The 17,653-nt window shown below is 51.4% G+C and carries 14 protein-coding genes and 1 pseudogene; 7 read left to right on the forward strand and 8 right to left on the reverse strand.

The genetic code is table 11. The features are described from left to right. Positions 1–12 precede the first annotated feature (12 nt). The 3 genes from GCU44_RS14835 to GCU44_RS14845 all read left to right on the forward strand — a co-directional run bounded on the left by GCU44_RS14835 (position 13) and on the right by GCU44_RS14845 (position 7,274). Complete coding sequence (locus GCU44_RS14835; RefSeq protein ID WP_154857213.1) at positions 13–1,725, forward strand: amidohydrolase; 1,713 nt, start codon at positions 13–15, stop codon at positions 1,723–1,725. A gap of 69 nt (positions 1,726–1,794) precedes the next feature. Beyond that, complete coding sequence (locus GCU44_RS14840; RefSeq protein ID WP_154857215.1) at positions 1,795–6,111, forward strand: CusA/CzcA family heavy metal efflux RND transporter; 4,317 nt, start codon at positions 1,795–1,797, stop codon at positions 6,109–6,111. Then, positions 6,108–7,274: an efflux RND transporter periplasmic adaptor subunit gene (locus GCU44_RS14845; protein WP_154857217.1), complete on the forward strand. Its 1,167-nt coding sequence runs from the start codon at positions 6,108–6,110 to the stop codon at positions 7,272–7,274. Before GCU44_RS14840 ends, GCU44_RS14845 begins: the two co-directional genes overlap by 4 nt. Here GCU44_RS14845 and GCU44_RS14850 read toward each other — a convergent pair. Both GCU44_RS14850 and GCU44_RS14855 read right to left on the reverse strand, forming a co-directional pair. Beyond that, positions 7,271–7,678 (reverse strand): DUF779 domain-containing protein, encoded by a 408-nt coding sequence (locus tag GCU44_RS14850; RefSeq protein WP_154857219.1) that lies wholly within the window; start codon positions 7,676–7,678, stop codon positions 7,271–7,273. The two genes, GCU44_RS14845 and GCU44_RS14850, sit on opposite strands and share 4 nt — an antisense overlap. Positions 7,679–7,751: 73 nt before the next feature. Further along, positions 7,752–9,278: an aldehyde dehydrogenase family protein gene (locus GCU44_RS14855; protein ID WP_154857221.1), complete on the reverse strand. Its 1,527-nt coding sequence runs from the start codon at positions 9,276–9,278 to the stop codon at positions 7,752–7,754. A 559-nt stretch (positions 9,279–9,837) separates the two neighbouring features. Between GCU44_RS14855 and GCU44_RS14860 the strand changes: the two genes are divergently transcribed. Both GCU44_RS14860 and GCU44_RS14865 read left to right on the forward strand, forming a co-directional pair. Beyond that, positions 9,838–10,764 carry an AraC family transcriptional regulator gene (locus GCU44_RS14860; RefSeq protein WP_154857223.1) on the forward strand — a complete coding sequence of 309 codons (927 nt, stop codon included), beginning with the start codon at positions 9,838–9,840 and terminating at the stop codon, positions 10,762–10,764. 139 nt (positions 10,765–10,903) lie between these two features. Beyond that, positions 10,904–13,201, forward strand: a complete 2,298-nt coding sequence (locus GCU44_RS14865) for a hypothetical protein (RefSeq protein ID WP_154857225.1) — start codon at positions 10,904–10,906, stop codon at positions 13,199–13,201. Between the two features lie 18 nt (positions 13,202–13,219). Here the strand turns inward: GCU44_RS14865 and GCU44_RS23280 are convergent, their stop codons facing one another. Beyond that, on the reverse strand, positions 13,220–13,381 hold the full coding sequence (locus tag GCU44_RS23280; RefSeq protein ID WP_262885322.1) for a type II toxin-antitoxin system PemK/MazF family toxin: 162 nt from the start codon (positions 13,379–13,381) through the stop codon (positions 13,220–13,222). A gap of 140 nt (positions 13,382–13,521) precedes the next feature. Then, a pseudogene (locus GCU44_RS23500) lies at positions 13,522–13,728 on the reverse strand (glycosyl-4,4'-diaponeurosporenoate acyltransferase CrtO family protein); the annotation flags it as partial. 732 nt (positions 13,729–14,460) lie between these two features. Between GCU44_RS23500 and GCU44_RS23200 the strand changes: the two are divergent. After that, positions 14,461–14,958: a hypothetical protein gene (locus tag GCU44_RS23200; protein WP_206670842.1), complete on the forward strand. Its 498-nt coding sequence runs from the start codon at positions 14,461–14,463 to the stop codon at positions 14,956–14,958. Positions 14,959–15,009: 51 nt separating this feature from the next. Next, positions 15,010–15,327, forward strand: a complete 318-nt coding sequence (locus GCU44_RS23205) for a hypothetical protein (RefSeq protein WP_206670843.1) — start codon at positions 15,010–15,012, stop codon at positions 15,325–15,327. A 173-nt stretch (positions 15,328–15,500) separates the two neighbouring features. Here GCU44_RS23205 and GCU44_RS14880 read toward each other — a convergent pair whose 3' ends face one another. The 4 genes from GCU44_RS14880 to GCU44_RS14895 form a co-directional block, all read right to left on the reverse strand. Further along, positions 15,501–15,968 carry a DUF1569 domain-containing protein gene (locus GCU44_RS14880; protein ID WP_154857227.1) on the reverse strand — a complete coding sequence of 156 codons (468 nt, stop codon included), beginning with the start codon at positions 15,966–15,968 and terminating at the stop codon, positions 15,501–15,503. Positions 15,969–16,146: 178 nt separating this feature from the next. Further along, the gene (locus GCU44_RS14885; RefSeq protein ID WP_154857229.1) at positions 16,147–16,884 is read right to left on the reverse strand and encodes a carboxypeptidase-like regulatory domain-containing protein; all 738 of its coding nucleotides are present in this window, start codon (positions 16,882–16,884) and stop codon (positions 16,147–16,149) included. A gap of 60 nt (positions 16,885–16,944) precedes the next feature. Continuing rightward, positions 16,945–17,364, reverse strand: coding sequence for a hypothetical protein (locus GCU44_RS14890; protein WP_154857230.1), 420 nt, complete (start codon positions 17,362–17,364; stop codon positions 16,945–16,947). 15 nt (positions 17,365–17,379) lie between these two features. Further along, positions 17,380–17,568 carry a hypothetical protein gene (locus GCU44_RS14895; protein ID WP_154857232.1) on the reverse strand — a complete coding sequence of 63 codons (189 nt, stop codon included), beginning with the start codon at positions 17,566–17,568 and terminating at the stop codon, positions 17,380–17,382. Positions 17,569–17,653 lie beyond the last annotated feature (85 nt).

Raw genomic sequence — 17,653 nt, forward strand, 5'->3', positions numbered from 1 at the left:
GTTCACGCCACCATGACAACCAAACTACACGCACTATTCACCCTTGCTTCGGCCCTTTTACTGCTTTCCTGTTCCGGATCCCCGGAAACCGCCACCCGGATCTTTACGGGCGGCATTCTCTACACCGTAAACGAACAGCAGCCGACCGCCGAAGCCCTTGCCATTCAGGGGAATCGGATCGTGTATGTGGGCGACCTGGATGGCGTACAGCCATTTATCGGACCCGAAACGGAGCAGATCGACCTGCAAGGCAACATCCTGACTCCCGGTTGGATTGAGGGGCACGGGCACTTTATGGGATTGGGTTATAATGAATTAAACCTGGATTTATCCGCTACCAAAAGCTTTCAGGAAATCGTTGCTAGAGTAAAGGAGGCAGCCGAGCGAACACCGGCGGGCGAGTGGATCACCGGCAGGGGCTGGCACCAAAGCAAGTGGACCGAATCTCCGGGAAAGGAAGTGGCCGGTTTTCCCCTTCATCAGGCGCTAAGCGAAGCTTCGCCCGATCACCCCGTGTTTTTGTACCATGCCAGTGGGCATGCCGGCTTTGCCAATGCCCGGGCCATGGAATTGGCTGGACTGATGTCCCTGGGAAAGGAGCAACTACCCAAATCGGAGCAGCTGGAAGGCGGCGAAATCCTCCGGGATGAAAACGGCAATCCTACTGGCTTATTCAATGAAACCGCCATGGGTTTGATCAGCCGGCACATTCCCGCCAATAGCCCCGAAAAAGACCGGCAGGCATTCGAATTGGCACTGGCGGCCTGCCACCGGCACGGCATCACCGGATTTCACGACGCGGGCATTGGTTCCAAAACCGTAGATCTGTACCGGCAAATGAAGCGAGACGGAAAAATGAAAATCCGCATGTACGCCATGCTGGCGGGAAGCAACCAGGAATTTCTGAACGAATGGCTGGAAAAAGGGCCGGAAATCGACAGCCTGCTCACCTTCCGCTCGATCAAACTGAGTTGCGACGGGGCGCTGGGATCAAGAGGGGCCTGGCTCCTGGAAGCGTATACCGACCGACCGGGCCATTTTGGCCACGAGACCCTGCCCATGGAATACGTCTACGAGGTTTCCAAAAAAGCCCTGGAAAAAGGGTTTCAGGTCTGCTCCCATGCGATCGGAGACCGGGCCAACAAGGAAGTCCTGGACCGGTACCAGGCTGCCCTGGAAGAATTTTCTGACAAACGGGTCGACCACCGCTTTCGTATTGAACATGCCCAGCACCTACACCCGGACGACATTCCACGCTTTGCCGCTCTGGGCGTCTTGCCGGCCATGCAGGCCATTCACCTCTCTTCGGACAGACCCTGGGCCATTGATCGCCTCGGCGAAAAGCGTATCAAGGAAGGGGCCTATATGTGGCAGGCCTTGCTGCAATCCGGCGTACCCATCATCAACGGTACCGATGTACCGGTGGAACCCATCCACCCATTGGCGAATTTCTATGCCAGCATTACCCGAAAAACCCTGGATGGCAGCCCGGAAGAAGGCTACGAGGCGGATCAAAAAATGACCCGGGAACAGGCCCTGCGCAGCTATACCCTGGATGCTGCCTATGGGGCATTTGAAGAAAACATGAAAGGCAGTCTGGAAGTGGGCAAAGTGGCCGACTTTGTGGTCTTTGACCGCAACATCATGGAAATACCCGAGCAGGAACTGCTGGGAACCAAGGTGCAAATGACCGTAATCGACGGGGAAATAGTTTACGAACAATGATATCTATCATGCCATCAACTCGGGGAAATATGGTAAACTATTTTTACCTTGCATGAAATACCTTACTGAATGATCCATCGGATAATCGCTTTTAGCGTAAAAAATAAATTCATTGTTCTTCTGGCGGTACTGGCTCTTGTAATCTGGGGGCTTTTTTCTTTTCAGCGCCTATCCATTGGCTCCGTTCCAGACATCACGAGCAATCAGGTTCAGATCATCACCGTGGCCCGAAACCTGGCCACGGAGGAGGTGGAGCAATTTATCACGTTTCCGATCGAACTTGCCGTAGCCAATTTGCCCGGAGTCGAAGAAATTCGCTCGGTCTCCAAATACGGCCTATCTACCATCACCGTGGTTTTTGACGAGGGAATGGGGACCTACCTCCCCCGGCAATTGATCGGCGAGAAACTGGCACAGGCCAGCAAAGACATTCCGGCACATTTTGGCAGCCCGGAGATGGCTCCCATTTCCACCGGACTGGGCGAAATCTACCAATACACGCTGGAAACCCGCCCGGGCTACGAAGACCGCTATTCGGTAATGGACCTGAGAGAAATCCAGGATTGGCTGATAAAGCGGCAGCTAACCGGCATCGAGGGCGTGGTGGAAATCAATACCTGGGGCGGCTACCTCAAGCAGTACGAAGTAGCCATGCAGCCCGAAAAACTCCGCAGCATGGATATCTCCCTGCTCGAAGTCCTGCAGGCCCTGCAGGATAACAACGAAAATGCCGGCGGCGCCTACCTGGAAAAAAACCAAACCAATTACTTTATTCGCGGGGAAGGAATGATCCAATCCCTGGAAGACATCCGGAAAATCGTAGTGACCAACCGGGGCGGGGTACCCCTGACTATTGCCGATCTGGCCGAGGTGCGCTTTGGCTACGCCACCCGGTTTGGTGCCATTACGGGCAACGGGCAAGGAGAAAAAGTGCTGGGGCAGGTCATGATGCTGAAAGGAGAAAACTCCTATGCGGTCATCAAAAACGTAAAAGAACGCATAGCCGAGGTTGAAAAAATCCTTCCGGAAGGAGTCTACATTAACGGATTCCTGGACCGTTCCGTATTGATCGACAAGACCACCTCCACCATCCAGGAAAACCTCATTCTGGGTGCCTTGTTCGTGATCTTTATTTTGGTCGTGCTGATGGGCAACTTTCGCAGCGGTTTGCTGGTGGCTTCGGTTATCCCGCTTTCCCTGCTTTTTGGTATCTCACTGATGAGCCTTTTTCGTGTAGATGCCAACCTACTCAGTCTGGGGGCCATTGACTTCGGAATTCTGATTGACGGAGCGGTAGTGGTGGTGGAGTACGTGGTGTACCAAATGGGAAAAAAATTCCCCGGGCTGACCGGAAAAGCCCAAAAAGAGGGAGTGGATAAATTGGTCATCGATAGCTCAAACCGGATGATGAACGCTGCCATTTTTGGACAGATCATCATCCTGATCGTGTTTATCCCCATCCTGAGTTTTACCGGAGTGGAAGGTAAAATGTTTCAACCCATGGCCCTGACCTTTATGTTTATCCTGGCCGGGGCCATGATTCTTTGCCTGACCTATGTCCCGGTAATGGCCGCCTTGTTTGTCCGACCCTCCAAAAACGAAAACAAGACGCTATCTGCCCGGATTATCCGCACCGTACACGGTTGGTACGAGCCGGTACTGATCCGGGCCCTAAAGCATTCGAAGTTTGTCTTAATCACGGCCCTGATTGCATTTGGAAGCAGCCTGTTTGTCTTTTCCAGGCTGGGTGGGGAGTTTTTGCCCACGCTGGACGAGGGAGATTACGTGATCCAACCCGTACTGAAGCCGGGTACCTCCCTGGCCCAGACCATTGAAATCACCACCAAAATCGAGTCCATACTGCTGGAGAAATTTCCCGATGAGGTAGAGCAAGTGGTCAGCCGAATCGGGGCTGCCGAGATACCCACGGATCCCATGTCCATGGAGATGTCGGACATTATCATCAAGCTACGAGAGCCAGCCGATTGGTCCCGGGCTGAGGGAAAGGCCGATTTGGCCAATCAGATGACCGCCGAACTATCGGTCTTGCCGGGAATCACCTACCAGTTTACCCAGCCCATCGAAATGCGTTTCAACGAACTGCTCACGGGGGTACAATCCGACCTGGCCATCAAAATATTTGGGGAAGACCTGGAAACCCTCTACCGCTACGGCTTGGAAGCCGCCGCCATTATTCGCGACGTGGAAGGCATCGACAACATCAAAGTGGAACAGTTGGTAGGCCTGCCACAGGTGTCCATCCGGTACGATCGGGACAAACTGGCTCTGTACGGTCTGTCCATTGCGGATGTCAACCAGGTAATTCGCACGGCCTTTGCGGGTAGCACGGTGGGAACCATTTTCGAAAAAGAGCGCCGATTTGACCTGGCCTTGCGGCTGGATCGGGAAACGGTGAGTACGGAGGTGGTGGAAGAATTGAGTCTACCCCTGCCAAATGGACAGAAAATCCTATTGAAGCAAGTCGCCGATATTAGCTTTCAGTCCGGCCCGGCTCAAATTTCCCGGGACGACACCAAACGCCGCATCGTGCTGAGTCTAAACGCCAGCGAACGGGACGTGGAATCCATCGTAACCGATATACAGGCATTGCTGGACGCGCAATTGGATTTGCCCACCGGCTACTCCATCGCCTATGGCGGGCAGTTTGAAAACCTGAATCAGGCCCGGGACCGGCTCATAAAGGTGGTGCCGTTGGCCCTCTTACTCATTGCCATCATGCTTTACTTTACCTTTCATTCCGTTTCCGAAACCATCATGGTCTTTTTGTCCATCCCCCTTGCGGTAATTGGGGGGATTGTGGCGCTGTGGATCCGGGACATGCCTTTCAGCATCTCGGCAGGGATCGGATTTATTGCCCTGTTTGGCATCGCGGTGCTCAACGGCATTGTGCTAATCAGCTACCTGAATGATCTGGAATCCGATGGGGAAACCGATATCCACAAACGCATCCTGAAGGGCTGCAAAAACCGCTTGCGTCCCGTGCTCCTGACAGCCTCCACGGATATCCTGGGCTTTATTCCCATGGCCCTATCTACCTCTGCAGGGGCCGAGGTGCAACGACCCATCGCTACCGTGGTGATCGGGGGCCTGATCACCGCGTTTTTTCTGACCTTAATCGTGCTTCCGGTGGTGTATTACGTGGTAAAATCCAAAAAAATTCGAGGTTTTCGCCCAGGTAAAGCGCTAACTGCAGTGGTCCTGCTGTTTGGAATTCCCTTTCTAAGTCCGGCACAGGAACAGGCCATTGGTCCGGAAGAAGCCTGGGACATGGCATTGGAAAACAACTACGAGCTGGCCGCTGCCCGTTTGTCGGTAGAAAACCGCGCCGTTTTGACCCGAACCGGCTGGGACATTGCCCCTTCCCTGTTCTTCGTAGGGACGGAAGAAAACCAGCGTAACCTGGAGGGAGATGGGGTCAACTCTTTTGGATTTCAGCAGTACCTGGATTTTCCAGGCGTCTATGTCGCACGAAAAAAAGTACTGGAAAAGGACCTGCTGCTGGAAGAAGACCGCTACGACCTGCGGACCCTGGCCTTGAAAAAGCGCCTGTACAAGGCCTTTTACCAGTTGGATTACCTGGTAAAAAAGAAACGCCAATACGCAGGTTTTGACTCCCTGTACCAAAACCTGTACCAAGCCTCCGAGAAGCGCTATGCTTCCGGAATGACCAACAAGCTGGCCATGGTGATGGCAAAGGCCCGATCTGAAAAAATTCGGCTCAACTATTCCCAGCTGGATCAGGATATCCGCATTGCCTACCAACAGGTCCAGGAAATCGTGCAAACCTCCGACACCTTGCGGATAAACGCTCCGGAATTGACGCTGGACATGGCCACCCTACCCCAACTGGAGGACCATCCCTCCTACGCTTACCTGCGCCATCAAAAGGAACGGTATGCGGCGGAAACCAGGCAAATGCAAAACAAATTGCTGCCCGGGCTATACCTGCAATACATGTTCCAAAAAGTGGATGGCGTCAGTGGCTTTTTTGGCTACCAGGCGGGAATCCAGCTACCGCTGTGGTTTGGCCCCTCCCGGGCCCGGGTACAGGCTGCACGGGTATCCGTCTACCGGTCCGAAAACGAAATCGACGCCCTTGGCATGCGCTACGAATCTGCCCTAAACCAGAAAAAATCGCTTCTCGAAAAGCAGCTCAATGAGTTGGACTATTACAACCGGGAGGCCCTTCCCCTGGCAAAAGAAATCGTCAGCACCGCCCAAACGAGTTTCGATAGCGGTGAAATCGACTACCTGGAGTTCATCCGAAGCCTGGAGTACGCCACCGAGATTGAAATGAACCACCTGGACCTGCGGAACGCCTACAACCAAACACTACTTGATATTCACTATTTTACCCTGCCATGAAAATCCGAAGCCTACTCTTTCTTCTTCTTGTCAGCGGACTAATGGCCTGCAACGACACCCCTCCTTCCTCCGGGGAAGCTTCCGAATCCGGAGATGCAACCGGCGAGTCCGAAGTTTGGCTCAGTCCCGAACAGGAGGTCGTTACCGGCATTCGCCTGGGGAATTTTGTCAAACAACCCCTGGCTGATCTCGTAAAGGCGCCTGGATTTATCGACTCCCCTCCCCAGTACAAGGCCAGTGTAAACGCCTTTGCTACGGTATTTGTCGAAAAAATTCACGTAATCGTGGGCGATGAAGTCCAAAAAGACGAGGTGCTGGTGACCGCTTCCAGCCCGGAGTATGTGGCCATGCAGCAGGCCTATCTGGAAGCCCGAAATCAGCTAGCTGCGCTGGAAAGTGACTTTCTGCGAAAGCAGTCGCTGCGAGCGGACAATATTTCTTCCCAACGGGAATTCGAAGAAGCCCGGGCGGCCTTTCAATCGGCCCGCGGGCAAAAAGCCGCGCTGGAAAGTAACCTGCAACTGATGGGTGCAGACCTACCGGCCCTGGAGGAGGGTACCCTGGCGCCAAAAATTCAGATCAAAAGTCCGATCACTGGAAAAATTGCCATGCTGCAGACCTCAGTGGGGCAACACAGTGCCCCACACGAAGTAATGATGGAAGTAATTAACAGCGAGCACCTGCACGTAGAAATGAAAGTTCTCGAACAAGACATTCCCAAAATAAAAGAGGGACAGCCGGTGGTTTTTACCCTACCGGATTTTAAGGAGCAACTATTTCGTGGAGAGGTGTACCGAAAGGGAAACACCATCGACCCGGCCGGACGGTTTGTGCAGGTACATGCACACATGGACACCGAAAACCCCTCGTTTCTTCCCGGTATGTACATCAACAGTTACGTGGTGGTGAATCAGGACTCCATTTGGTCGGTGCCTTCCGGCGCTATTGTGCACGAGGGAAGCGAAACCTTTCTATTTGTCCTGCAGGAAAGCGGGGATGCGCAACGCAAATACCTGCGCAAGCAGGTGCGCACGGGCATAGAAGCCATGGGGTATACCGCCATCCTCAACCCGGACGAGGGGTTGTTTCGGGACAGCGTGGTCGTCTCCGGCACCTACTACTTGTCCAACGCCCTGAACGAAGCCGGGGGACACGATAACTAAATCAAGCCCTCTTCCAATAGTTCTTCGCCTGTTTTTACCGGACTAAGGCGGGTTAATTCCTCCTCCGTGTACAAGCGGGACCGAATCAAAAACCGAATCCCAAGTGGGATTTCCAGGGAAAAACTGCTTCCCCGTCCCGGCGTGGTATCGAGCGTCAATTGGGTATGTTTCCAGTAGTCAAATTGGTCCGCATTCATAAAAAAATCACATCCGTACACCTTTCCCATCCAAATATCCTGGGAACCGATTTTAAAATCCCCTTTTTCAAAACACATGGGTGCCGAACCATCGCAGCAACCGCCGCTTTGATGAAACATCAACTCCGAACCGTACTGCTTTCGTAGCCGGTCGATTACCTCTTTTGCTTTTTCCGTGATGCATACACGAGGGACTGTCGCTGTCATTTTTTTTTGGTTATTTGGGGTGCATAGCTGGAAAAACAATGACCGCTCCCATTGGGAGCGGCCCTTGCGTCCGTTAAAAGAAACCCAACTTATTCTTATCGTACGAAATAAGCATGTTCTTGGTTTGCCGGTAGTGGTCCAGCATCATCAGGTGGTTTTCCCGTCCAAAGCCGGACTTTTTGTACCCCCCGAATGGCGCGTGCGCCGGGTAGGCATGGTAACAATTGACCCAAACGCGGCCAGCTTTGATCGCCCGAGGCACCTGATACAGCTCGTGGGCATCGCGGGACCAAAGTCCTGCCCCAAGCCCGTACATGGTGTCGTTGGCAATTTCGATGGCCTCCTCGGTAGTCTTAAACGTAGTCACGGATGTAACCGGACCGAATATTTCCTCCTGAAAGATCCGCATCTTGTTGTGGCCCTTAAAGATGGTCGGCTGGATGTAAAAGCCGTTTTCCAAACCGGAATTGAGGCTGGCCTTGTCTCCGCCGCAGAGTACTTCGGCCCCTTCCTGCTTGCCAATATCCAGGTACGAAAGGATTTTCTCGAACTGGTCGTTGGAGGCCTGGGCACCCATCATGGTGTCCTCGGCAAGGGGATGCCCCATTTTGATGGCTTTGGTGCGCTCCACTACTTTCTCCATAAAGATTTCGTAAATGTCCTCGTGAACCAGGATTCGGGAAGGACAGGTACAGACTTCGCCCTGATTCAGCGCAAACATCACGGCTCCTTCCACCGCCTTGTCGAAAAAGGCATCGTCTGCATCGGCCACCGATTTCATAAAGATATTGGGTGATTTTCCGCCCAATTCCATAGTCACGGGAATGAGGTTTTCGGAGGCATATTGCATGATCAGGCGTCCGGTGGTTGTTTCTCCCGTAAAGGCTACCTTGGCCACCCGGGTAGATGTCGCCAGCGGTTTTCCAGCCTCCGGACCGAATCCGGTCACCACGTTCAACACGCCCGGAGGCAGCACTTCACCAATCAGTTCCATCAAGACCATAATGCTGGTTGGCGTCTGCTCGGCCGGCTTTACCACGGTACAGCAACCGGCAGCCAGCGCCGGCGCGATTTTCCAGGTCGCCATTAGCAAGGGGAAGTTCCAGGGAATGATTTGCCCCACCACCCCTAGCGGCTCGTGCAGTGCAATGCTCACCGTGTGCTCGTCGTGCTCCGAAATGGTGCTTTCGTCGGCACGGATCACTCCGGCAAAATACCGGAAATGATCGATCACCAACGGCAAATCCGCAGCACGCGTCTCACGCAGTGCTTTGCCATTGTCCAGAGTTTCCACACGGGCAAGCATTTCCAGGTTGGCCTCGATGATGTCCGCCACCTTGTTTAGCACCCTGCTTCGTTCGGCCGCGGACGTTTTGGACCAGGAAGGGAAGGCCTGATGGGCCGCATCCAATGCCTTTTCCACATCCGCCCGATTTCCGCGGGCTGCGCTGGACAATACCTTCCCATCCACGGGAGAGGTATTTTCAAAATATTCGCCGGAGGAGGGAGCTACCCATGCACCACCGATGAAATGATCGTATTTTTCTTTAATCGAAGGCCTGTCTACAGGCTTGGATTGGGATACTGTTATTGTTGACATACTCGTGTTAATTGATTACCTGTCAAATTTCAGCAACAATTTTTCTAAAAAATCCACCTAATGCAGCAAACTATCCACCTAATCTGAGTTTGTACGCGTTCCCTACCGGAATTAATCCAAGGTTTAGAGAAGCGCATCCCAATCCCAGGCAAAGCGGGATGCACCGAGACGCAGGCAAGGGGCAAAACGCATTTGGCTAGCCTCGAAAAATGGTGTTTGGTACCGTCCTGCGTCGGAGAAACACCTGGCCGGACTGAAAGGAAAAGGCCCGGGATTGCAGCGAGCCAGACCGACCGCCCGGCCCCAGCCTTTCTACCACGGAAATCTCCCCAGGTATGCGGTTGCGTAATCGCAGGAATCCCCAGCCGGCGCAACAGGCCAAGGCCTCTACCCATCAACCAAGTGGCTGCAATTCAGTCAGGGAACGTAAAATCGAATCAATCAGGCCCTTTCTATGCGAAATGCAAGGGAAAATTGCCTCGGTACACGGTATTTGTGGTAGAATTGTTATGAAAAAATTTCCGAATTACCTACCTTGTTTTCCTTAGTATGCGAAAGAATGCCTAATAAACCCCTAATTGCCCCTGTTCCCTGGAGAGACGAACGGGATTTGAAATCCCTGGTGGAAAACCGCACTACCTACACGCTTGACAATTGCGAGCTGAATATCTTCGAAACCCACCAAAAAGCCGCAAACGTCAACCTGAGCTTCGGCGATCTGGTGCTGACCACCATGCTCAAGGGTAAAAAAGTCATGCACCTGTTTGACAAGCCGGGATTTGACTACCTGCCCGGGGAGTCCGTCATCGTCCCGCCGGAAGAATGCATGAAGATCGACTTTCCCGAAGCTCGCTGGGACAATCCCACCCAGTGCATTGCCCTGTCCATATCCAGGGAGATGATTGAAAACACCTTTCACCTGCTCAATGAAAAATTTCCCGACAAAATCTGGCAGCAGGAATGGGGATTGGACAGCAACTGCTTCCATTTGATCAATACCCGTGATTTGTCCGCCGTCATCAATCGATTTATCAACATTGGCGTGAAAGAACGATCCCGGGAAAAAGACCTGATCGCTTCCCTCGCCCTCAAAGAACTGCTGATTCGCTTGTCTCAAACCCAGGCCCGGGACTTGCTGGAAAAGACCTACCGCAGCCATTCGGATTCCAACCGCCTCGCACACGTGGTGCACTTCATCAAAACCAACATCCGGGAGGAGATTAGCGTGGACCAACTCAGCGAAAAAGCCTGCATGAGTAAAGCCCATTTTTCCCGGTCTTTTAAAAAAGAACTGGGCATCAGTCCCTCGGAATACATCCTGGACCAGCGCCTGACCCTGGCTGCCAATTACCTGAAACAAGGGGTCTCGCAAGTACAGGAAGTATGCTTTATGTCCGGCTTCAATAACGTCACCTATTTTATACGCGCGTTTAAAAACCGCTTCGGAAAAACCCCAAAAGCCTTCCAGAACACCCACCCTTACTAACGAAGAAAAGTTTCCCCAGCTTCTTGCGGATCGGATACTTCCAGTTGCACCATTCATCAGGAATCCGTGTGGGTCAATGGCCCTTTTTCGACATGGCGGGTATAGGATATAACATACATCCTGCAGACCCGTTTAAAAAATGACTCAATCGCTAAAATTCTATACGCTTGGACTTCTTATTTCTGTCCTGAGCTTGCCATTGGCCGCCCAGCAAACGCTTTGGAAACCGGTAGCCGACAAGGTATTCCTTCAGGAAAAAAGTGAATTAGTTCATACCCCCACCGCCGTGACGCAGGTAGCCCTTTTGGCGGGCCGTTCCTTTGCCGTGGTGGATGGAAAACTTCAGGAACTGAAAGAAGGAAGCCTTCAGCCGGTATCCGATAGCCCGGCGGGGATACAGAAGTTAGAAGTGATTGGTGCCGACGCCTGGGTCATCGCCGCCTCTGGGTTGTACCGCTTTGGCGGCAACTCCTGGGAACAACTCAGTGAAGACAGTTTTGTGGATGTTTGCCTGCATCAGGGCAAAATCCATGCCGCTACCCGGGAGGCCATTTACGTCCACGAAACGGGGAAATTAACCAACATTGAACCGAATGGCGGCTACCTTTCCAGCGATGTGACCATGCTGATGGAAGACGGTACCCAGCTGCTGGCCGATCCGGTAAAATTGGGGCCTATCACGGCAATAGCCAGTTACAGCGGTACCTTGCACATTCTCCGGCCTGGAAAACTGGTACAGCTTTCTGGAAAGGTGGTCAACGAACACCTCATTGATTGGGGCAATCTGCCTTCTAAAACTACCTACGACCTGCTGTCCCTGGGAAGTCGGCTATATGTTAGCACAGACCGGGGTTTGGGCGTGCTGCGGGGTGCTTCCCTGCAGCAAATCAAAGGGGCCGACGGCCTGCCGGTAGAAGATACGCGGGAGCTGGCACAGGGATTTGACCGGGATGTATGGATTGCCACCACCCGCGGGGCGGTTCGGATGCTGGAAGACGACTGGCACTATTTCGGTGCCGACCACTGGCTGCCGGATAACCAAGTCAATGATATTGCGGTGGGGGAAAACGAAGTGCTGCTGGCCACCGAAGGCGGCATTGGCATTATTCGCTACGAGCCATTTACCCTGCGCAAGAAAAGCGACCATTACGAACAATGGCTGGAGGAATACGGACACAAACGCATGGGCTTTATTCACACCCTCTACCAATACGAAGGCGAATGGGTGCGCGAAATCAGCGACAATGACGGCGCCCATACGGCCACCTACCTCTCGGCCATGAGCTACAAATACGCCGTGACCGGGGAGGAAACGGCGCGCCAAGAAGCGGTCAATTCCTTTCAGGCCATGTTGTGGCTGGAGCGAATCACCCCCATTGACGGACTGATCGCCCGCTCCATCTGGTCCCGCAAAGGAGATAAAGGCGCCATGGGGCAACGGGGTTCCGGCGGCCTTCCGGCCAAATGGAACGCCACGGCAGATAGCCTTTGGTACTGGAAAGGGGATGCTTCCAGCGACGAAATCATCGCTCATTTCTATAGCGTGGCCTTGTTTCACGACCTGGCAGCCAAGGGGCAGGAAAAAGAACTGGCCAAAGAACACATGCGCCGGATAGCCGGCTACATCATGGAAAACGGCTGGGTGCTGATCGATGCGGATGGGCAACCCACCCGCTGGGGACGCTGGAATCCTGAGTACCTGCTGCGCCCCTATGGCTGGTCCGACCGGGGTGTGAACGGGCTGGAAGCGCTGGCGTTTACCTACTCCACCTACGCCCTGACCGGAGAAGAACGCTTCAAAAAAGGATACGAGCAGTTGGTGGACTGGGGCTATGCAGAAAATACCGTCAAGCAGAAAAACACCTTCCCTCCTTCCCAGATTGCCCCCTGGGATGACAACCTGGCCTTTGAGGCCTACAATACCCTGCTGCGCTACGAGAAGGATCCCATTCTCCGCTCCTTTTACCTGAGAAGCCTGGAGCGTACTTTTGAAATCAAGCGCATGGAGCAGATCCCCTGGTTTAACTTTACCTACGCGGCCATGACCGGCAACGATGCCGATTTAGAGGCCGCCGTGCAACATTTGCGGGAGTGGACACTCGATTGCACGGAGCACAATTTTGCCAATTCCCACCGGGACGATTTGTTTGTGGAAGCGGGCTATACTTCCTATGAGGGCGGCCTGAAGGCCATCTCTCCAAGAGAAACCACCGTCATGCGGGGCGCCCGACGGGCAATTGTCCTGGATGGAGGTAGAAACAGCACCTTGATCATGGAGCCAACAGGCTTTATCCGGGATTATTGGATGGGCCGGCACTATGGCCTGATTCAGGCTCCCGAAGCGAACGATCACGATTTTTTGGAGGTGGACAGAGGTTCAGGGGAAAAAGTTGGAGCGGCACCTTATGATGGACCGGATCGGCCGGATTTTTTGTAAAATACGTTGAAGGTATTCTTATTCAAGATCAAGGACAATGCGAATAGTTTCCTTAACCTGAACCGCTAATTCGTCTGGTAATGTACCCAGCCTTTCGGTAAGCCTTCGATTATCTATTGCCCTAACCTGGTCAATCATGATAGCACAGGGTTGATTCAGATTGGCAACACCCTTATTCAAATGAACCCGTAAAATCTACACATCTTTTCGCACGTTTGTTGTGATTGGACAAACAACCGTTGATGGATGAGGGAATTTAGCAAGAAGGTTTGTTTGAATGAGCAAAACGGGACTTTTGTTATTTCCAGACCCCTTTCGATTCAGGCCAAAACACGCCGCACTCTTGGCCGGTTATACCGCTGCACTGCGATGGGGTAACCGTTCAGTACGACATTCAGAAAAAAGAGCCAAAAGGACTCCCTGATGCCCTGGAGCAACGCTACCGCAATGCCAAGTGCAGCTACCACAATGAAAATGATGAGGTGGCCAAATTCCGATTGGCGGTTTGGTATTCCAATTTTTCTAAGGCAGTCCGGTTCTTTTTTACCGGATTAGATGCCCTGCTGAGATTCTCCCAGCCAATCCAAACCAGCAACTTTCTATAAACGCCCACATTTAGTCCCGTTGCATACAACCATAAAAAAGGCCTTTTTGAAAATTAATGGAACACCAATTTGCATTTTACTTATTTAATCATTAATTTGGTTTGAATAGAAAAAAAACAAATATTAATTATACTTAAATCTCTTTAGAGTAATTTAAAGTAATAAAATAGTATAAATACCTATTTTATTATACAATAATTGTTGTTCTTAGACATTGTATTTGTGCAATATTTCCAAAGGCCGTATGAACGAAGTGAACGAAGATTTACGAAAATTTCACTGCGGTGTAAGGGAAAACGAAAAAGAGTTGATCGCATATACCAAGTCGATGTCATTAAGGAGTCTTCGTCATTTTGATCACAAAACCGACAGATCTAAAGTGATGGTCGACTGACTACGGGAACAAACCAGGGATCGGCAGCTACCAGGCCATCTGAATGAACCGGATAGCACAAAAAGAAATACAATCGTTGTGCGGGAATTAGTCGAACGGAAAATAGATAGGAAGGCGACGATTATTTCTTAGCAAACGGTATATGTAGACTATTTCCAGGTATAAACAAGTAAAAGCAGTCACTTCAATCAAAAAAGCCTATGAAAATAATAGATTCCAAAATCCATTAATTTATCCAATCACAATTAAATCCCAGTACTATGAAAAAACTAACTTATTTCTCTGTTGTAGCTGTAATGTTAGCGTCATGCGAGGCTACGTTTGAAGATCCAACGCAAGAAAAATTGGTTCTAATTGAGAGCAAAATTGCGGGCCCCAATTCGGTGTTCTCGCTAGATTTCAGTGACCCGTCGGATGTGGCTGACAATACCGCAGGAACAGCCGGCTGGGTGCAAGATAGGTACAATCCGTCATTGGGTTACCCACCCGTTTCCTTTACGCAGGATATCTTTGATGGCGAGGAGAGGCTGCGTATCAATATCAGTGAAACAGGTCCAACCTCGGGTTTTTATGGGTATCAGGGAAAAAAATATCAAAATGCCGGTGGCACCTACTGGAACACGGATGCAAATTCCTTTTTTTCCTATTCTCTCTATATCGACCCTTCCTGGGAATCGGATGGAGTTCCTCAACAAACTGGTGTTTGGCCTGTTTTAGGTAATGCATACGGAAACATTAGTGCCTATCCAATATTGTAGTACCAGGACAGTGACGCAAATGCCGATGGAACGGCCGGATTCAGGCTTTATGTGTACGAAACAAACGAAGACGGCGATTTTAGCGGAGCAAAATGGGTATATCTAGGTCTTCCCAAACAGCTCAGCATTGACGCTGAAGTAGGTGGTTGGGTAACAATAGACGCCCAACTGCATAAAACAGAAAACGGTTCGGCGTTAAAGTGGCGAATAAATAATCGACTCGTGGCAGATGAAAGGGGATACAACGTTTTTTCTCCAAGTACTCAATATTTAGAATTCATCTTTAATAGTCCTAATTTTGGAAACGACCAGGATTACTATTACGACGATATCGTCCTAACGAAGCCCGGATCAGCTGGGAAAAAATAATCTGTGAATTCCTATCTACATTAAAATGGGGTGCGATTGCACTCCATTTTTTTTTACCCAATATTCCCATTAATGAATTGGCTCTAAAAAACCTGCTTGAAATTCAGGTTGAAAACGTCAACAGGGATGGATGGGATGGGATCCAAGCATATTCCATTTAGAACGGTCGATTTTTACGCTTTAGAGACCCCAAATTGCCTCAGATGATGGTCCAAGTGTTTGTAAAACATATTGTTCCATTCTTCTTTCGTTAACTTTCCGAAAGAAAGGGATTCCCTTCCGTCGAAATGAACTCCTCCCAACTCCACCGTTTTTTGCAAGTACTGAAACAGGCGTTTCTTTTCCACGTCAAAATCTCGTTCATCGGCTATGATAAAAGCCGGAGCCGTTTGAACATTTTTTTTGTAGGGCGTTTCGCTCACCACCATTTTTTTGACAAAGGCTTTAAGGATCAACCCCATAAAAAAATTCGGTTTGGGATGCTTGTTTTCGAAAGCCATTTCGTAGGTGACGTTGCAATGCGCCAGCATTTGGGCCACATTCATTTTTCCCCATTGCGGCTGGGTACTGGGTGTCAGGGAGTCAATGCGCCGGATCAGCTCCGCTGTTACTTCTTTGTCGAAAATAGTGGGTAAAGCCATATCAATTGGTATTTGTGTTTCAAATGTTTCCGCTGCCAGCCCAGCCAAAAGCAGGAATGGGTTCTTTCCCATTTATAGTCTAAGCAGGCAGACCGCAAAAGGCCGGGAGAAGGCGCTTGCCATTCAGGTCAAATAGGCTGCCTACCGAGCTTTTCCTCCCTCCTTCTATACTCCATCCTTAGGGCATCACAAATGATACCGGCTCCGCAGCGTTTGGGTGGATATTTGGAAATACCGTACGATCCTGGTCCGGGTCAAGGTAGGTATTGCTCCAAAATGAATCCCCATAAGCCCGAACATACACCGTTTGTCCGGAAGCAAACCCCGCATCAAGCAGGTCGCTTTGTGACAATGTAAGCTCAAACGGGTTGATCTGGGCTACAAATACCGGAGAAAATGCTTGATAGTCTTCCACCTCAAGGCTGGATTCGGTGCCGAGAAAATACCGGACATACCGACGGTTTGCCGTATTTCCAGCCGGTTCGGTCGTAATTTGCAGCGTCACCTCCCCAGCCTGTAGTTGAACCGCCAGGGCGGTAATCTCGGTGGTGGAGCGTTGACCCAGGGAGGGTGTTTCCGAGATAGCCGTAACCGGTCCGGTATTTTCGTGAACCACCTCGTATTTCTTAAAGGTACCATACCCTGCTTTTTCGTACACCAGGGTATGGGTTCCGAAAGGGACATCAGCTAGCACAAAGCGCCCATTGGCATCGGTTGTGGCGGTAATAAGTGGTGAGGTGCCTTCCACGCTGACTTGCATGCCGGCGTTGTCCAGAGAGTTGGTGCCCTCGTCGTATAAATTGACCGAACCTACGATGTCGGCCGCAGTGGCCGGACCGTCGTCGGGATCGGTATCGTTGCCGCAGGACACCACTAAAAAAGCAATCAGGACTCCCAAAAGAAATTTGAATTTCATCGTTTTTTTTCGTTAGTTAGTTTCGATCGATTCGCTGCTACTCGGGTGCTCGCTGGCTCCCTATTTCAAATAAATACTGTTTTCATCAAACAAAGGCGCTTCCTGCCCGATTTCCACAAACAAGGCTTTGCCGGGATTTGAGCGGTGAATTTCAAAATACCGAATGCCGCTGTTGCCCATTCCCCAGCCGGCACAGGTTTCGGTGATGGGTTCCACCGAGGCCCGCTCCTCGTACGCCTGCCTGGCCTTTCCGGTGGGGCGCAACTCGTACCGATCCACCCCCTCCCGGTTGGATGCAATCGCTTCAAAAGCACAGCACTCCGTTTTTGACCAATCCTCATCCGCCGACAAAACGTCCAACAGGTCCTCGATTTTTTCGTTCGGAAGAGAAAAAACCTGCAGGACGCGTTGCAGTGCTACCGGCTGCCCGTTTTCCACGCGCTCCACAAATGCGCCGGGCAAGGTTTCGCTGATTTCCACCCGTAGATCGGGGCTTTATTGCGCCCAAAACTCCATGCCTGCCCCGGAAATTTTCTCCCACTTCATCCCTGCATAAGGCGCTCGCAAAGGTTTTTCGTCCAGCGTCGCCGCAGCTTCGGTTTTCCTTTCTTTTCCTTTCTCTGCAGGGCCGCAGGACCCAAGGGCAAGTAGCAGCAGCACAAAAAACAGCAGCGGATGGTTCATTGCGTTATCGGACCGGTCAAAATTAACGCCCTAAATATACAGCTTTTTCGCTTTTCAAAAAGCTGGCAGGATCGTTTTTTGGGTT

Source organism: Cyclobacterium xiamenense, from assembly GCF_009467825.1.
Lineage (GTDB): Bacteria > Bacteroidota > Bacteroidia > Cytophagales > Cyclobacteriaceae > Cyclobacterium > Cyclobacterium xiamenense.